13 protein-coding genes and 1 tRNA gene are annotated in these 16416 nt (G+C 60.6%); 2 read left to right on the top strand and 12 right to left on the bottom strand.

Going from position 1 to position 16416, the window contains the following annotated elements; genetic code table 11:
* Nucleotides 1-461 precede the first annotated feature (461 nt).
* Together ACZYOF_RS29190 and ACZYOF_RS29185 are read right to left on the bottom strand one after the other, a co-directional pair.
* Nucleotides 462-1205, bottom strand: coding sequence for a hypothetical protein (locus ACZYOF_RS29190; protein ID WP_282532091.1), 744 nt, complete (start codon nucleotides 1203-1205; stop codon nucleotides 462-464).
* A gap of 386 nt (nucleotides 1206-1591) precedes the next feature.
* Complete coding sequence (locus ACZYOF_RS29185; RefSeq protein ID WP_463717954.1) at nucleotides 1592-1774, bottom strand: helix-turn-helix domain-containing protein; 183 nt, start codon at nucleotides 1772-1774, stop codon at nucleotides 1592-1594.
* Nucleotides 1775-3049: 1275 nt separating this feature from the next.
* Here ACZYOF_RS29185 and ACZYOF_RS29180 point away from each other — a divergent pair.
* On the top strand, nucleotides 3050-4576 hold the full coding sequence (locus ACZYOF_RS29180) for a site-specific integrase (RefSeq protein WP_394565887.1): 1527 nt from the start codon (nucleotides 3050-3052) through the stop codon (nucleotides 4574-4576).
* A 175-nt stretch (nucleotides 4577-4751) separates the two neighbouring features.
* Here the strand turns inward: ACZYOF_RS29180 and ACZYOF_RS29175 are convergent.
* The 5 genes from ACZYOF_RS29175 to ACZYOF_RS29155 form a co-directional block, all read right to left on the bottom strand.
* Nucleotides 4752-4827: transfer RNA gene (locus ACZYOF_RS29175), tRNA-Lys, on the bottom strand.
* Between the two features lie 174 nt (nucleotides 4828-5001).
* Nucleotides 5002-5559 (bottom strand): Spy/CpxP family protein refolding chaperone, encoded by a 558-nt coding sequence (locus tag ACZYOF_RS29170; protein WP_463717953.1) that lies wholly within the window; start codon nucleotides 5557-5559, stop codon nucleotides 5002-5004.
* A gap of 112 nt (nucleotides 5560-5671) precedes the next feature.
* Nucleotides 5672-6997, bottom strand: coding sequence for a TRAP transporter large permease (locus ACZYOF_RS29165; protein ID WP_463717952.1), 1326 nt, complete (start codon nucleotides 6995-6997; stop codon nucleotides 5672-5674).
* A complete protein-coding gene (locus tag ACZYOF_RS29160; RefSeq protein ID WP_130582369.1) occupies nucleotides 6994-7569 on the bottom strand; it encodes a TRAP transporter small permease in 576 nt (191 codons plus the stop codon). The genes ACZYOF_RS29165 and ACZYOF_RS29160 overlap by 4 nt, the downstream gene beginning before the upstream one ends.
* A 167-nt stretch (nucleotides 7570-7736) precedes the next feature.
* On the bottom strand, nucleotides 7737-8738 hold the full coding sequence (locus tag ACZYOF_RS29155) for a TRAP transporter substrate-binding protein (RefSeq protein WP_463717951.1): 1002 nt from the start codon (nucleotides 8736-8738) through the stop codon (nucleotides 7737-7739).
* Between the two features lie 1063 nt (nucleotides 8739-9801).
* Between ACZYOF_RS29155 and ACZYOF_RS29150 the strand changes: the two genes are divergently transcribed.
* A complete protein-coding gene (locus ACZYOF_RS29150; protein ID WP_463717950.1) occupies nucleotides 9802-10491 on the top strand; it encodes a class I SAM-dependent methyltransferase in 690 nt (229 codons plus the stop codon).
* A 9-nt stretch (nucleotides 10492-10500) separates the two neighbouring features.
* On the opposite strand, the gene ACZYOF_RS29145 is transcribed toward ACZYOF_RS29150, so the two are convergent.
* From ACZYOF_RS29145 to ACZYOF_RS29125, 5 genes are read right to left on the bottom strand one after another with little or no spacing between them, the layout of a single operon-like run.
* Nucleotides 10501-12480: a hypothetical protein gene (locus tag ACZYOF_RS29145; protein ID WP_463717949.1), complete on the bottom strand. Its 1980-nt coding sequence runs from the start codon at nucleotides 12478-12480 to the stop codon at nucleotides 10501-10503.
* Between the two features lie 13 nt (nucleotides 12481-12493).
* Entirely contained in the window at nucleotides 12494-15088 is a 2595-nt protein-coding gene (locus ACZYOF_RS29140) for a host specificity factor TipJ family phage tail protein (RefSeq protein ID WP_463717948.1), read from the bottom strand.
* A complete protein-coding gene (locus ACZYOF_RS29135) occupies nucleotides 15085-15501 on the bottom strand; it encodes an NlpC/P60 family protein (RefSeq protein ID WP_463717947.1) in 417 nt (138 codons plus the stop codon). The genes ACZYOF_RS29140 and ACZYOF_RS29135 overlap by 4 nt, the downstream gene beginning before the upstream one ends.
* Nucleotides 15498-16001, bottom strand: a complete 504-nt coding sequence (locus tag ACZYOF_RS29130) for a hypothetical protein (RefSeq protein ID WP_463717946.1) — start codon at nucleotides 15999-16001, stop codon at nucleotides 15498-15500. The genes ACZYOF_RS29135 and ACZYOF_RS29130 overlap by 4 nt, the downstream gene beginning before the upstream one ends.
* Nucleotides 16001-16294 carry a hypothetical protein gene (locus ACZYOF_RS29125; protein ID WP_463717945.1) on the bottom strand — a complete coding sequence of 98 codons (294 nt, stop codon included), beginning with the start codon at nucleotides 16292-16294 and terminating at the stop codon, nucleotides 16001-16003. Before ACZYOF_RS29125 ends, ACZYOF_RS29130 begins: the two co-directional genes overlap by 1 nt.
* Nucleotides 16295-16416: the final 122 nt, after the last annotated feature.

Raw genomic sequence — 16416 nt, 5'->3', positions numbered from 1 at the left:
GTGCGGCCCTTCAAGCTCACCACAATCCCATGACGATCAAGCCCGTTGCCCATGTCACAAGGGCCGCGTAACATTCATTCTGGCAACGTCGGCCCGACGTAGTTCAACACCGATCGGGACATCCCCAGGCAAAGGGCAAGCAGTTTGACGAAGTTATCATCTTCGAGGGTTGGCCTAGGCGCGCCAGAGGTGAGATCGTAGCCAACCCAGACCGAATCGTCGGAGGGAACGTGCGAACCGGAGCGATGACTCAGGCGCGCCAGAACTTTCGCGTCAGCGTCACACGCGCGAAGATCCGTACTACGATCCTCACGCCGAAAGATGATATCTGCGTATTGCTGACCCGTGCGGACGGCTGATCAGTTGCGGGTGACGCGACCCGGCTTTGCACCGACCTAAAAAGCTAAAGGTCGATCGACGTAAGGTCGAGCGCGACAACATCGTCGCTGCCTTTAGTTCCACTAACTGCCGCGTCGCGTTAGAAATTTCATAAATCCCTTCGGCTGCTGAGGGTCAGTTGGCGGTGTTGGCTTTTTGGGCTCGGATTGGTCAAACAGTGTCTTCGGTTCGTATGCCATTGCGTCCGCGTCGACGTGATTGTGCCAGGAGCCATTGTTTTCGAGATCAAAGTCCATTTTTTTGGCCACCTGCGCAACCACCTCTTTTCTCAACGTGTTGGCACACTCGAGTGCGAGATCTGCTTCGTCAGGTGAAGCACTCTCCCCATCGTGAGCGATCGCATTGCGTTTGGGGACGATGACCGTGACGAACGTCTTCCAGAGAGGCGATCCATCCGAGAGCTTTAGCTCGACGAGCTTGATATCGTACATGCTTAGGACGCTTGGCAGGAGCTCGCGTTGGATTGCCTGTTTGCCGTGTTGGATTATATGCCGAGTAAGAATTTTGGCCCAACTCCCGGAGAGGAACGCGCCCTGCAGTAACGGCTCAACGAGCAAATAGCGTGTGATCAGTTCAATTGCGGTCACCGAACCGATGACGGCAAAGCGAGGGTATCCGCCTTGGCGGGCATAGCGCGCCTGCGCAACAATGTCGTCGAGCCGCGTGTCGATCGCGTCACCGTACGTGCCCAAGAAATCCCGGATTGGTTGATGGGATAGATTCTTGATCGCCTTGGCGATGTCCTCCTGCCGACCGATCTCTTCCCAGTATTCTTCCTCGTACCAATTATCTGGGTCGCGGCTCATGGAAGGCTCGCTGGAGTGTGGGGTCGGCGACAGTAGCACGTTCCCCCGAGACCAGCATCCGGGTCAGTCAAGGATCAATCGGATGCAACGTGGGCGGTCGGAAGGTCAAGCCGCTAGAAGCGCCTCGTTTTCATTCTCCATCCCAGCCTTGCCGGCGGCCTTTCGAAGGAAGCGGGCAAGCGCCGCCTTTCGAAAATCGCGATCGAGCGCACCGGAGGGATCATTGCCATGCAAGAGGCCGACGCCCTCTAGGATTGCAGGATCCAGCCTCCAGCAACGCTCAAATATTCGTAAGCGACTTTTTGGTGGTCAGCACCGGCGACCCCGATGGTCCATCCTTCGAACCACTTACCGGGCAAACGCACATCTCCTAAGTTGCAGGTCCATTAGTTCGGCATGTTGGTGTCAAGGAGCGCCACAAGCGAGCGCACCACTACTAGTCGTCGGCGTCCGATCGTTGTCGTGACGATACGCCCAGCTCCTATCAACTCGTAAAGCTTCGTGCGCCCCAAGCCGGTCACTTCGCATGCATCGTCAATCGTGCAGGTGAGCCGCTCGGCGAATGGCATTGTGCTCGGTTCTGCGGCTTTCGGAGCGGATAGATTGACTCGTGACGATTGTCCGCCAGTTATCTCTCGTCGATTGTATCTCACGTGCTGCCCTCCCTATTCGTACAAGGCTCGACGGGGCGAGAGTTGATTGTGCGATAGGCAACGTCAATGCGAGCATCCGAGGGCGCTCGCGTACGACAGCGCATGTCAGCGGTGGTTTGGATATTTCCGGACACCAAGGACGACGAGGAAATTTTTTGCGATTGCGCCAGTCACAGCGAGGCATCGTGCTCAGGCTGCTCTGCCAATATCGGGAGCAAATTCCGCCAGCGTTCGCCGCTGTTCACCAGCGTCTTATTCAACGATTATTCGACGAACGCGGTTGGTGGCTGCCTAAGTGCTTGAGTTTACTGGCGCTCCCTAGGGGAATCGAACCCCTGTTTCAGCCTTGAGAGGGTAAAGTCGATCCGCTTGATGATCTCGTGAGGAGAGCCCTGCGATGGAGACCTTACGGATGTCAGGCCCGGCTGGTCTGCATGAGCAGGCGTTACCGCGCCAGTTTCCCACCAGAAACGACCCGGCCGAAGCGCAACGAACGCGATCAGATTCAAACAAAAAGTCAGCAAAATCAACGAAGCCAATCGCTATCCCGCCGCTCATAACGGTCTGGTTGCACGTTCGAGTCCGCTGACCGGCCAGTGAAATGTGCGCCCTCGTGATGCGCGAGTTCGTTCGCCGCACCGGTTACGCGAACCCCCGAGAGCGGCGGACGAATGTCGGACATGTTAGCACCGGGGCATCCTATTCGTACTCTAAAGAAGCCGAATTCCCTCCGCGCGATGGGGAATGCTTTTCGCCTGTAATCTTATCTGCTCATTTTGCTTCACCAAGACTTCAGTCAAAAGGCCAAGAGCGGCGAGGCATTATGCATTTACGCCCCGAGAGCATGCAGCCACCCTATTCTTCGACCGAGGTCGCGGCCGCGATTGGCATCTCTCTGGATACATTCTATCGCACGCGCCGCCTCAGGCACGAGCGCGATGGCTTGCCTTCGCCGATCAGCGAGCGAGGACCGCTGAAATGGGAATGCACCGGCTTCGATGCTTGGCTTACCCGACATCATCCTATGCGCCCAAAGACGATTGCTAATGACGCATTCGCGCCGCCGCCAGCAGCAAGCGACGAGGATCACCGCGAGCGGCTGCGGAGAGCTTACGGCCAGCACGACTCTTGACAGACTAGATCGCGCTAGATTCCAATGGGTGCCATCTCTTACTGGCACTGAGGCTCTTTATGGCCGATCCCAAGTTTCCCCATGTGAAGTGGCGTGATGGCCGTCCTCGCTCGTCGCACGGCGCTTATACCAGAGCTCTCGGCTTTGTCGATGCCGACTTGCGCCATCCGCCGTACGATGAAAAAGGACGTCCGGTCGGTGCGTGGTTCAATCTCCAAGAAGCATCAGACTTTTCAGACAAACGAAAGTCAGAAATCGAGGCGGCGCGCCGCGCCGGCAAGCTGCCGAAGAAAATTACGATCCGGAAGCGTTCTACGATCGAAGACCTATTGGACGATTGGAGTAAGTCGGTTGAATTCAAGGCGCTATCGTCTGCCTCGCAATCTTCCTATCGCAAATGTATCTCCGCCATCTTGTACCGACCGCAATCACGTGAATCCGCGGCTAGGATGCGTGCCGAGATCCGTGCCGCCAAGCTGCTCGGTGTGGCCGAGCCCGTACGAGAACTCGAGGCGATTGCAACTGCCACTCCGACATCAATCGGCAAACCGGAATTCCGCGCCTTCTATAATTATGCGAAATCGGCTCGCGGCCATCATATGGCGCTCTCGATGATAGCCACGCTCTCAGCGGCATTCACTTGGGGACAGGAAAGCGTCTTGTGGCGCCTCGGACCCAACCCGCGAGAAGGTATGGAGTTCGATCATCCAGACGGACGCATCGTACAGGTTGCGATGTCCGAATTTTCCGCTTGGGTCGCTGCAGCCGATGCGATCGAACGGCCTTCGGTCGGGGACAGCTTCCATCTGGCGTTGTTCACCGGGCAGCGTCAGACTGACCGTCTAATTATGCGCAATGAGAGCGACGTCGAGGGCCGGCACGCGTTCCGGCAGAGCAAGACCGGCGAGCTTGTCGATATCAAAGAGGCGCCACAACTCAGCGCACGACTAAATGCCTCGCGTGCACGAATAAAGGAACTCAAGCTTCGGCTTCAACTGGATAAGGTCCCACCCGAACTCGTGGTCAACGAGGACAATGGTGAGCCTTACGACGAGAGTACCTATCGCCATTGGGTGTCGACCGCCCGAGCCGTCGCAATCTTTGGCTTTCTTGCGTGCGACAACGCGCGCCAGGCAATTGTCCGCGCAGAGCGACTGAACGCCGAACTGATTAAGAACGGCGACAAGCTGTTCGCCCCCTTTCCTCTCGATGAGGAGAATAAGGCGCAGCGCGCTCGAGCGGTCGATCAGCGCAAGCGCGCATTAGCGGAATGGCTGGATGCGCAGACCGCTCGCGACAGCAATGGCCATGAGACAGCATGGCGTCTAAAGCCTTGCCCGGCGCTGATGTTCGTCAACGGCGCCGGCGAACTCGACCAAAAGCACGACCAAGACCTACGCGATACCTGCGTCATGCTTCTCGATCGGGCTGGCTGCGACTTGCTGACGATCTGCGACATCACTGGGCATTCATACCGAAGCGCGCAGACTATCGTGAAGCACTACCGCGCCCGCAATGCGGCTCGCGCCGATTCCGGTATCGACAGGCTTGAATTGCAGGTGCGGAAGGAAGGCATGAAGAGCTGAACGCAGACCGGTAGGTCTCATTTGGCTGCGCGTTTCAGCGGTGGATGGGCTTCGGCCCTAATTATCCGACTCGTCGCACGGCGTGCGACGTACGACCATTAAAAGCGTCGCACGAGACCCGGTTTGTTCTGCCGAGGAATTTAAAAAAAGCCCTTGCGGGCCAATCCCTTAAGGATGGTGGGCGCACCAGGGCTCGAACCTGGGACCCGCTGATTAAGAGTCAGCTGCTCTACCAACTGAGCTATGCGCCCGGAAACGGGTCCGGAGGACCTCGTTGCGAGGGCCGTCGTTTAGCAAAGCGCCCCCGCGATGTCCAGCAAGCTGGATGAGGTTTTCCCGTGCTTTGGCAAGGCGCCCGGGACTAGGAAAAACCGACGGATTCCGGCGGCTTTTCCGATGGTTAGGTCGATTGCCAATCGGCGAGCTCAGAGCCTGCCGGAGCCGCCTCGGTCAAAGCCGCCGTCGCGGTCGCCCCGATCGTCGCGGTCGAAGCCGCGGTCGAAGCGGTGGCGGCGCCAGCCCTCACCCCCAAAGCGGCGGTCCATGTGGGTCAGGAGGGTGAGCCGGCGCTTCTGGTTGTCGTCGAGCGTCTTGTAGAGCGGATCGGCGGCGTCGGCGATCTTCTTCAGCGCGGCGGCGCTGGCCGCCATGTTGTCGGCGCGCTCGCGCAGCCGGGTGACCGGATCATCCGGCTTCTGCTGCGCATCGGCGTTCTTCTCCGCCTCCATCCGCGCATTGGCCCGGTCGATCCGGAGCTTGGCGAAATCGCGCACCGCGGCCTCGACCGGCGGCCACAGCTTCTCCTGGTCGGCGGTGAGCTTGAGCCCGGCATGAACAGCGGCGATCCGTGCATCGAGCAAGGCCGCGCGGTCCTCCGGGTTCATCCGCATCGGGCCATGCATCCACGGGCGATGCTGGGCGTAGGCGATGGTCGAGCCGGCGATGGTGAGCGCCGCGACGCTGGCGAGCAAAACTTTCTTCATGCGAACCTCCTTTGAAGGTTGCCTGAGGATGAGACCGCCCTGCCCGCGCCGCAACTTACAGTTTGGACAGGGAGCGTTCCCTTACCAAGATGTAATCCCCATGGTTAAGTCTTCACAACATACCGAGCGCGCGCGGCAGCCACAGCGAGATCTCGGGAACGTAGGTGACGAGACCGAGGAAGATCAGCATGGTCAAAAGCCACGGCCACACCGCGATCGTCAGTTCCGTAATGCCCATCTTGGCGATGCCGGACGCGACATAGAGGTTGAGGCCAACCGGCGGATGGCACATGCCGACCTCCATGTTGACCACCATCAGGATGCCGAGATGCACGGGATGGATCCCGAGCTTGACTGCCACCGGAAACAGGATCGGCGCCACGATCAGCACGATCGAGGACGCCTCCATCACGTTGCCGGCGAGCAGCAGCAGCAGATTGACCACCAGCAGGAACATGATCCAGTCGACGCCGGCCGCGGTGATCCATGCCGCGATCTGCTGCGGGATGTTCTCGTTCGCCATCAGGAACGAGAACAGCACGGCGTTGGTGATGATGTAGAGGATCATCGCGCTCATATTGGCCGAGCCGAGCAGCACCTTGGGCACGTCCTTCAGCGACATGTCGCGATAAACGAACACGGCGATGACGAAGGCGTACACCGCGCTGACGGCGGCGGCCTCCGTCGGCGTGAACATGCCGGCGTAGATGCCGCCGAGCACGATCACGATCAGCAACAATCCCCAGACGCAGCGACGGAACGCCGTGAACCGCTCCGCCCAGCTCGCGCGCGGCAGCCGCGGATAATCATTGCGCCAGGCGCGGTAGAACGTCGTGAGCCCCAATAGCGCCGCGAGCATCAAGCCAGGGATCACGCCGGCGATGAACATCTGCCCGACGGACGCCGAGGAGACGCGATGGCCGGCCGGATCGAGCGCGATGCTGCCGCCGGTCGCCACGCAATAGATCACCATCACGATCGACGGCGGGATCAGGATGCCGAGCGCACCCGAGGTCGTGATCACGCCCGCGCCGAAGCGCTTCGGAAAGCCCTGGGCGACCATCGCCGGCATCATGATCGAGCCGATCGCGATCACGGTCGCCGGCGACGAGCCCGAGACCGCAGCAAACAACGCGCAGGCCATGACGCCGGCGAGCCCGAGCCCGCCGTACCAATGCCCGACCATCGAGGTCGCAAAGGCGATCATACGGCGGGCGACGCCGCCATGGGTCAGGAAATTCCCGGCCAGGATGAAGAACGGAATCGCCATGATCTCGAAATTGTCGATGCCGGTGAACAATTTCAGCGCCACCGATTCCGTCGGCACCTGCGTCATCGTGAAGATGAAGGTGAGCACGGTCATGCCGAGCGCGATCGAGATCGGCATGCCCGTCAGCATCAGGGCGATGAGCAGCCCGAAGATGAAGAGGCTGGTCATCGCGTCACCTCCGCGACGCCAGCGCCGGGCGCATCGACCTCGACGCCCTCGACACGGGCGTGGTCGTGATGCGGCAGTTGACCGGTCCAGTAATAATGCCAGGCGACCTGCAGGAAGCGGAAGCACATCAAATAGGAGCCGAGCGGAATGCAGAGATAGACGATCCAGCTCGGTATCTCGAGATCAGGCGAGACCTGGTCGGTGTGCATCAGGCCGTAGACGAATTTCGCGCCCATGGTGCCGATCACGGCGGTGAAGAAGGCGCCGCAGAACAGGCCGAACAGCACCACGATGTTGCGCCACGGCGATCTCAACTGGTTGACGACCACGTCGACGCCGACATGGATGCCGGTGCGCACGCCATAGGCCGCGCCGAACTTCGCCACCCACACGAACATGTAGATGCACAGTTCCTGCGCCCAGGACAGGTTGATCGGGAACAGGATCGGATAGAGCAAGGGAATGCCGATCAAATAGCGATGGCATACGGCCACGAAGATGATGAGAGTCGCGGCTGCCATCAGCGTCGCGATCAATATCTCCTCCAGCCGGTCGAGGATGCGGAGCAGGATCAATGTTCCCCCAAGGAGTTTCGCTCGCGGCTCCCTCCCCCCGTTCTTACGGGGAGAGGGCAGCCCCTCACCCGGAATTCAAGCGCAGCTTGAATTCCGGCCTCTCCCCACACGCAGGGAGAGGCGATCAGAGCTCGCTTCATGATCGACGCAAAACCATCACACGATCAGTTGGTCGCGCCCTTGGTCTCCTTCAGGAACTCATCGATCAGGCCTTGGCCGACGCGCTTGGCGACGTCCTTGTAGATCGGCTCCATTGCCTTGCGCATCGCGGCGTCCTGCTCCGGCGTCAGCGTGATGATCTCGCTCTTGCCGGTCTTCTTGATCTCGGCGAGCGCGTCCTCGTTCTCCTTCTGCGACTGGCCGTTGCCATAGGCGGTGGCTTCCTTCATCGCCTTGTCGCACTGCTCGCGGATGTCGGCCGGCAGGCCTTCCCAGAACTTCTTGTTCACGACCACGATGTAGCCGATATAGCCGTGATTGGTGGTGGTGATGTACTTCTGCACCTCGTGCATCTTCTGGGTGTAGATGTTCGACCAGGTGTTCTCCTGGCCGTCGACGACGCCGGTCTGCAGCGCCTGGTAGACTTCGGAGAACGCCATCACCTGCGGGACCGCGCCGAGCGCGCGGAACTGCGCCTCCAGCACCTTCGATGACTGGATCCGGAACTTCAGCCCCTTGTAGTCCGCCGGCTCGATCAGCTTCCTGTTCGCGCTCATCTGCTTGAAGCCGTTGTCCCAGTAGGCAAGGCCGATCATGCCCTTCGGCTCGAGCAATTTCAGAAGCTTGGCGCCGAGCGGACCGTCGGTGACCTTGCGCAGCGTGGCGAGATCGGGAAGGATATAGGGCAGATCGAACACCTCGAACTCCTTGACCCCGATCGGGCCGAATTTCGAGTTCGAGGGCGCCAGCATCTGCACGGCGCCGAGCTGCAGCGCCTCGAGTTCTTCCTTGTCCTTGTAGAGCTGCGAGTTCGGGTAGACCTCGACCTTCACCTTGCCGCCCGTGTATTTCTCGGCGAGTTCCTTGAACTTCTCGGCCGCCTGCCCTTTCGGCGTGTTGGTGGCGACGACGTGACTGAACTTGATGACGATCGGATCGTCCGCCGCCGCCGGCCCGGCAAACGCAATTGCCACGACCGATGCCGCAGCCAACACCAACTTACGCATGTTTCCTCCCGCTTCATTGCGGGGCGCGCCAATCACCCGCCCCAGGTTTTTGTATGCCAGCCGCACCAATACAGAGAAGCCGACCAAATTGCCATTGCCCGTTAGCAGGGTCCGACATCACCGCGCATGTTGCGCCGCAAAAGTGCGACGATCTGTCCAAGGTGCACGCTGCTTGCCCCTCATCCTGAGGAGCCTGCGCAGCAGGCGTCTCGAAGGATGAGGCCCCGCCGGGTGGCCTCGGCCTTCGAGACGGCCGCGGCGCGGCCTCCTCAGGCTGAGGGGAAAGGGTTGAGTGCGCTGCTCTCTCCTGGTGCGTCATTGCGAGCGGAGCGAAGCAATCCATCGCGCCGCACGCGGAGGCATGGATTGCTTCGCTCCGCTCGCAATGACGGGATAAGTCCTGATTTATCTGTCAAGCAACGGACGGGATGCGAGTCCGCGTTCTCGCAGCGCGTTGCGCCCGAGCTTTGCGTCTCGTTTCACCCTCTCATCGAACAGAGGGCGCAGGGAAAGCCGGGTGCTGGTTGCACCCATGGGTCCCGTGCAACAAAAAGCACGGGGGTAGGACCACAGGTTCAACCGAAGCATTCCGGCTTTCCCTGCGCGATGGTGTTACGGCTTATTTCGCGCTCTCCCCGGTGACCGGGCTTTCTTGCCACCGTCACTTCCCGCGCGAACTTGTTCGCGCGAAAAACTTAGCGCCAGCGTCGGGGCGCCAGGACCACACGACTTCGCCGTCCGCGATACGCGCGCTCGTCAGTCATACGCATCGCGTCCACCGCATCTCACCGCAACGTTCGTGACGATCGCGAGCCGCCCCTCATCTGTAGCGCGCAATTTCAAATGTCACCCGCGCGCAAGATCAAATGTCACCCCCTCCGCGGACCGAAAATGGCGCCGGTCGGCCGGACTGCTCGCCCGGCCACACCGGACGCCAATACCGCCGAGCGTGCGGAGCTTCCGGTTTGAACGGGCAAAACGCCGCGGATGCCAGGCGGGGTTGATTCTCCGGATGGTTGCAGGCTAGTGACCTTCCCAGCAGGGATCAAAGGGGCATCACGCAATGCTTAAAACCGCTCTTGATTTCGTCAACAATCGCTTCTCCGCAGGCAAGGACCCCGAGGATATTCCGGGTCTTCCTCCGATGGTCTCTTCGCTCATCCAGCGCGCCGAGCAAACGTTGGAGGGCTGGTGCTCCAGGGAGAAAGCAACGCTACTTGCAAACCTCACGATTCAGTACCGCCCCCACACCTGTGTGGAGATCGGAGTATACGGAGGAAGGTCCCTCGTTCCAGTCGCGGCCGCGCTCCAGCATAATCAGGCCGGCGTGATTTACGGGATCGAGTCATGGAGCGAAGCAGTCGCCACTCAACACGCCACGAGTGCGGAGAATGATCAGTGGTGGAGATCGGTTAATTTCGACGCTATCAAGCGCTCTTTCTTCCGCTTCGTTGCGGAACATGATCTGACCTCTCAGGTCAAGATTGTTGAGATGGCATCGGACGCCGTTGCGCCTCTGTTTTCGTCGATTGACTTCCTGCACATCGACGGCGGTCATTCGATATACAATGCTGCCGAAGATGTCATTCTCTATACGAAGCGCGTTTCACAAAACGGTGTCATCGTTCTGGATGACACGAATTGGGAAACCACTCTGCCAGCGCAGGCGATCCTTAAGAGTGCCTGCGACGTGCTTCACGACGTTAGAGATGAAGTCGCGGGTACTGCATTCATGGTGTTCAGAAAGCGCTAGCCCGGCCTGCTATTCGTCGACGATCCAAGCCCACGACGGCGCGACCGAATAGGTTATCCGTACCTTGTCGCCGGGATCGAGACGGATAGACATCAGACCTTGGCTTATGCCAGCTACTCCAGGCATGCCGTATGCCTCAGTAGAAGCCTTCGTGACAACGATAGCTGATACGGTGCCGCCGCCGATGTACACTACGAAACGGCGGCCAAAGTTATTGACGACGTCAACACCGGACGCCCCCAATGCTGGCGTGCTAATCCCGCCATAGCCGAGTTTGCGTAGCAGGAAACCGCCAGCGGCATTGTTGAGAAATTCAGTGCCCCCGGAATACACACCCAGCGGGCCGCCCTCCCAACAGTTGCCCCGGCCAGCACCTTGCGTAACGAACGGATACTTCGCGACGTTCGTTCCGGAGAACGAGTTTTCTGTGGACTGTGCGTTCGCAATGAGCAGTCCCTTCTCCACCTCTTCGATATCAACGGCAGTGAAAACGTTTCCGAAGTTGTATCCATCTTTCAGGCGGATGCCTTCGCGCGCGTTACCCGCTGCCAGCGATCCATTGCAGAATTGGACCTGACGCAAAGTGATGGCACAGCCATAGCCAGGGGTGGTTGAGGGATATAGAGGGTTTCCTGATCCTCCGCCGTTAGCCACGAATCCAAGATGGCTCTGATAGATGCCATTGAGGCGCAGAGTCTCGTACGTCGCGCCGTGAACGGCTCCGTCGGTATATGCGTTGTTGACGATGATCTGACGCCACTCACACGAGTTCCATGCATCCGAGAAGTCGTCTTTACCGATCCGGAAGGCTACGCCGTTGACGTTTCCAAGGACACGGAAGCAGGAGAAGCGACTATAGAACAGCGCTCCGCTATTGCAGTACCAATTAAGTTCTGCCCCATCGACCAGACAAAAGCCGTCTCGATTGGCGTTCAGTCCACGTATCGTGATGCCTGAAGTAGCGACTTCCGAAAAATCCCAGATGCCACCGTTGATCAGGGAGAACCCGAAAACAATTCCTTCGGCCTTGAACGTTTTGATGTACTCGAACCAGTTAGCAACCGCCGCAGTATCGTTCGTCGTCTGATTACAGAGCGCTCCGAACATCTGACGTAGCGCTTGGAACTCAGTCAGTTGCCACCACGCACCATCGGCAGATTGGAAATGCCACGCTTCAATCGGCGCCGGCGCTGCGCCGAGCTTCACATATAGTCCGCCGCCGTGATCTCCCGCGGTGAAGTAGCCAAATGTGCGCAGTAGCTTTACGCCAGAAGGGATCGTTGCAGCTTCGGCCAGCGCACGAGTGTCATACTGATGTACCTGGTTGCCGAGGGCGGAAGCATCAGCAGCCGCGCTGGTGGCATACCCCTCCGCAGCGTCCCGCGCAGCTACAGCGTCGGCAACGACGCCTGCGGTGTCGGCGGGCAACGATACCAATAGCTCATAGTCATCGCCTGACCGCATCATCATCACGGGCGAACCCGCGATCAGCGTATTCGCGACCAGCGTGGAGCCGAGCGCATTCTTGACCGATATGCCATTGATGGTTACCGCACCCGTATTCGTCGCGATCGGCACCAACAGGAAGACTTTGCTATTGGGGTCGCTCGGTACTTGCGGCGACATGGTCGCGACGATCGCATCCGCCGTGCCGCCGGTCACGGTCACGCGGACGAGTTCGTAGGGCAGATCGCCAATGCGTGTCCATGATCCGACGCCGGATGCGCCGATCTTTTGATAGACGCCGTTGTTTTCGGGTGTCGCATCTCCAATCACCTGTGCAGAAACAAACGCATTGAAAGCGAGATGAGCGTCTGCCTGGGCCTTACTCGTAAACACCAATCCGCCGCCGGCCTGCAGCTCCATGAGGCTCGCCAACACCGCCGCGCGAGAAAACCGTCGCGTCGATCGCACATTGCCGGTCTGCTCATGGCCGAGCAGCTCAAAGAATGCGGCGCCGGCGGGGATGTTCGGAGTGTTGATTCCCATTGCAATTTCCTTGTCAGGGTGCGGGTTTGTGCATCGAGGCCTGCACGATGTTGGTGTCCGCCGAAGGGACACCGTAGGCCGAGACGGCATGGACCTTCACGTCGATCTCGTCGCCGTCGATGAAGCCTGCGATGATCGCGACGCCGGTGCCGGCGGCGATCGGGATGGTGGTGAAGGCACCGCCGCCATGGAGGCGCCATGAAATCACGTAGCTCGCGGGCACTGCGATCGAGCCGGTGCCGGGCGTGACCGTAACGACGAAATTCGGAAACACATCGACCACCGTGATGCTCGGCACCGCGGGCACGAGATTGGACACGTCGACCTCGCCGCCGACGCGTCCGTCCCAGGCCGGTGGCACTTCGGCGTCGGTGAGTTGGTCGATGATCGGCGCCGCGTCGACTGCCGTCAGCTTTGCTGTGAGATTATCGCCACGCTCAATGTTCTTGATAATGACGTCGATCGTCTCGCCCTTGATCGTCGTGCCGAACAGCGCGAGGTTGCCGCGCTTGATGCCGGTGAGATCACCGACCAGGCGCAGTGTCTGCGTCTCGCCCTCGATCGTGGTGACGGTGCGTCGAACGAAGCTGCCATTTGCGAGTCGGACGGTGACTGCGTAGGAACGGCCTGCCTCCATCGTGACCGGGGTGTCGATCACGATCGTTCGGTCAATGATATCCTTCACGCGCGCAGAGACGTGATCTCGATCGAGAATGTCATGGTTGAGCGCGGCGAGAGCCATGCGCTCCAGCACCATCGATTCCCAGTCCTGGTTGGCGCTGTAGGAGTGCGGCCGATGGATCAGTTCGTATTGCCTTCGGCGCGTAGCTCGCCAGATCTGAGCCGGATCGGTGACGCCGGGATGCTCCATATCTTCGGTGACCTCGACCTCCGCGGAACTCTTGCCCGGGAACGGCACGATCCGCTCGGCCTGGTTCCAGCCGTTGGTCGCGTCGATGAACTTGACGCGGTGTCCATCAGGGAACAGCACGTAAGGCGTCGACCCCTGAAAGTCCCAGGAGTTGCGCGGCGTGATCGCGGCGGCGTAGGTCGATTGAGGCCGGTCGATCCGCACGCTCCATTTGACGCCGTCGTCATAAGGCACCGCGCGGCCGGCCCGACAGATATCCTCCAGCACGTCGCGTCGCGTCGCGTCATAGTCCTGCACGCGATTGTAGGTCAGGCCTTTCGCGACGCAGAACGCGTGCCAGTCCTGTAGCGCCGGAAGGTCGATTTCGCTATCTGCTTTCGGCCGCACGTTGCCCGGACCCTGCAGGACGTAGCGGGCCTTTGAGGCCGGATTGCTGGTCTCGCGCACGATCCATGTTTGCGACGCCGCGTCCCAGTCCTTGCAAACAAGCGCGGGGACGGCGTTGTAATTGTTGACGATGCCGTTGAGCTGATTGCTGGCGCGAATGCGCAGCGCGACCTTCGCTGTCGGCTTGTCATAGTTGAACGGGCTTTCAGGCCGGAATGAACGGATCGCCGACCAAGTGCATTTGTCGATACGTCGGACGGTATCGCCGAACGCGGTCAGGCGCTCGCACAGGATGTCGTATTGACCCCGCGCCGGATGGGTCCATCGAAAGGTGCGGCGAACCAGGTCCTGCGAGGCGCCGAACATCGCGAAGTCCGTGACGATGGACCACGCTGTCGTGCCGACCGGCCGCTGCGAAATCCTGACCTGGACGTATGTCGTCTGCTGATTGCCCTTATCGTCGAACTGCACCAGCCCTTGCGAGAAGGTGAAGTCGAGCGAGCTTTCGGTGACATCCCGGGCCGTGGTGCGAATGTTGCCGCCGTCGCCGAACTCGAGCAAGGCGTTGATCTGCTCTTCCAGCACTTGTTGCGGATAAAGCGAGAGCGGCGGATCGCCTGGCAACCCCTGCCGCACCTCCATCCAGACGTCGTTGAAGCTGCTGATCGGCGTATCGCCAAGCTGGTGGTTGTAGAAGTTCAGAGGCCCGTGTCCGAACTCGAACGCTGCAATCACGAACTGATCATCGCCGATGATCTCGGTGTAAGGTGGCGCCGCATAAGGCGCCGCATAACGATGTCGTCCGAGAATCGAGGGAATGACGCCCCCAGGATTGGCCTGGTTCTGCAGCCCTGTGATCGCAGCGAGCGATGTGCCGGATTGTTGACTTCCCAGCCCAGGCAGCGGCACCAGTGCATTGAGCAGCGCCGTGCCGGCAAGCGTGAAGCCGAGCGTCGACAACGCTGTAATGACACCTCCGGGCGCGAGCGTCGCGCCGGCGCCTGCCAGCCCCGTGATGCCCGACGGAAAGATGAACCCTGCAAGGGTCGGCGCATAGAACTGGCCGAGGGCAACGGCCGCGACCACGACGGCTACCGAAAGAACGCTGCGTAGCGTATCGTTCCCGGGGATTAGGCGGATGATGACAGTGGTTCCCTCGCGCGGTCGCACGCGCGGCCAGTAGGCTTGCGGGACGACGTCGTCGCCGATAACCACGCGAACATGGCGCCGCTCAGTGAGGCCGGGAAACGCCAGTGAGACCATCTCGGCGATCGTCATGCCGGGATCGACCGTCACAGTCTGGCGCTCCTTGCCCGGATCGAGATGCGGCAGGATCAGCATCCGGCTCATAGCAGCGCCTCGTGACGATGGATGCCGATCAGCTTCGCCTTCCAGCGGCCGACATCGAACCTGTCGACGTGAGACTCGCCGCCGGCAAGGATGTGCAGCATGCGGCCCGGCGCGACGACGATGCCGATATGACTTTCGATGCCGCCACGGCGGAACACGGCCATGTCGAACTCGCGCTCGCCATCGAGCGGATCGAGCGCGACCCATGGCGAGATCCAACGCCCGCCCGCGATCAGCTTGGCGATCTCGGCGCGCTCCGGCGCATCCAGTGTCTCACCGGCATAGCTGGCGAGTTCGATGCGGACCACGTCGCGGAAGACGAGCCACAGCAACCCGTAGCAGTCGACGCCATCGCGGCTACGGCCGGCGCGCAAATGAGACAGCCCGACATGATCGCGCAGCCAGTGCTTCATCGGAATTGCCCCGGATAGCGCTGTTTGGTCATGCGCTGCGCCGGATATGGCTCGGTTTCCAGCGGCTCTCGCGAGATCGCAAGCGACACCTGCAGCGCGCTGTAGGTCGAGCCGGTTGCCTTCATCACGTAGGACTCTTCGACCGCGTCAGGATCCGACGTCAGAACCAGGCTCATGACGACATCGGCCTGTGTGCCGGGCGTGACGCTGCGCGCGACCGCCGCCATGTTCTCGACCACGTTGGCAAACACCAGCGACGTCGTCGGCGGTGCACCGTCCTGGTCATCGGGCCATGCGACCGACATCAGCACGAACTTGTATTCCTGTCCGTCGCTGATGGTGCCGTAGCGCAGCGGCTCGATCGACAGGCGCTGGGTCGGATGGCTGGACAGGTACTCGGTCTCGCCGCCATACGGCGTGAGCGCCACGAGCACGATCGGCTCTTCATCGGTGACTTCCGCGTTGAAGGCCTCGCGAACTGACAGTGAAAAGCTCGGCATCAGGGCAACTCCACGATCGAAAATTGCGGTGCCCACCGTCCGCCCGGTCGCGCCGCCCAGCTCGGTTGGTCGGTCGAGAACGTGCAGAGGATCCAGGATTCGATGACGATCGGTCTGCCGGCCTCGTCCAGCAGCACTGCGCCGCTGTCAGCGCAGAGCGGAAAGCCGTTGGCGTGCGGGTCCGGATAGAGAAACGGATCGACGCCCTTGCGCAGATCCTCTTCCCAGAAACGGTCGAACCGTGCGCGCTGGTTGGCGTCGAAGAGATCGCTGAAGGCGATCGGGCGCAGCATGTTTCCGCGAGGCCGCATCTTGGGCGGCCCTACGTCCGGTGGCGTCGCCAGCCGCGTCCCGCGCGGCCCGGAGCTGAAGCCATCGACGAAAGTGCCCTGGGTAAGCTCGCTCGGCCACACCG

The sequence above is a fragment of the Bradyrhizobium sp. LeoA1Lang genome (genome assembly GCF_055413685.1).
This window is presented reverse-complemented; position numbering and strand designations above follow the sequence as displayed.

Coding starts and splice junctions, on each gene's coding strand:
- ACZYOF_RS29125 (WP_463717945.1), bottom strand. CDS start 16,294: ATGCTGCGCCCGATCGCCTTCAGCGATCTCTTCGACGCCAACCAGCGC.
- ACZYOF_RS29155 (WP_463717951.1), bottom strand. CDS start 8,738: ATGCGTAAGTTGGTGTTGGCTGCGGCATCGGTCGTGGCAATTGCGTTT.
- ACZYOF_RS29135 (WP_463717947.1), bottom strand. CDS start 15,501: ATGAAGCACTGGCTGCGCGATCATGTCGGGCTGTCTCATTTGCGCGCC.
- ACZYOF_RS29180 (WP_394565887.1), top strand. CDS start 3,050: ATGGCCGATCCCAAGTTTCCCCATGTGAAGTGGCGTGATGGCCGTCCT.
- ACZYOF_RS29150 (WP_463717950.1), top strand. CDS start 9,802: ATGCTTAAAACCGCTCTTGATTTCGTCAACAATCGCTTCTCCGCAGGC.
- ACZYOF_RS29165 (WP_463717952.1), bottom strand. CDS start 6,997: ATGACCAGCCTCTTCATCTTCGGGCTGCTCATCGCCCTGATGCTGACG.
- ACZYOF_RS29185 (WP_463717954.1), bottom strand. CDS start 1,774: ATGCCATTCGCCGAGCGGCTCACCTGCACGATTGACGATGCATGCGAA.
- ACZYOF_RS29145 (WP_463717949.1), bottom strand. CDS start 12,480: ATGGGAATCAACACTCCGAACATCCCCGCCGGCGCCGCATTCTTTGAG.
- ACZYOF_RS29140 (WP_463717948.1), bottom strand. CDS start 15,088: ATGAGCCGGATGCTGATCCTGCCGCATCTCGATCCGGGCAAGGAGCGC.
- ACZYOF_RS29190 (WP_282532091.1), bottom strand. CDS start 1,205: ATGAGCCGCGACCCAGATAATTGGTACGAGGAAGAATACTGGGAAGAG.
- ACZYOF_RS29130 (WP_463717946.1), bottom strand. CDS start 16,001: ATGCCGAGCTTTTCACTGTCAGTTCGCGAGGCCTTCAACGCGGAAGTC.
- ACZYOF_RS29170 (WP_463717953.1), bottom strand. CDS start 5,559: ATGAAGAAAGTTTTGCTCGCCAGCGTCGCGGCGCTCACCATCGCCGGC.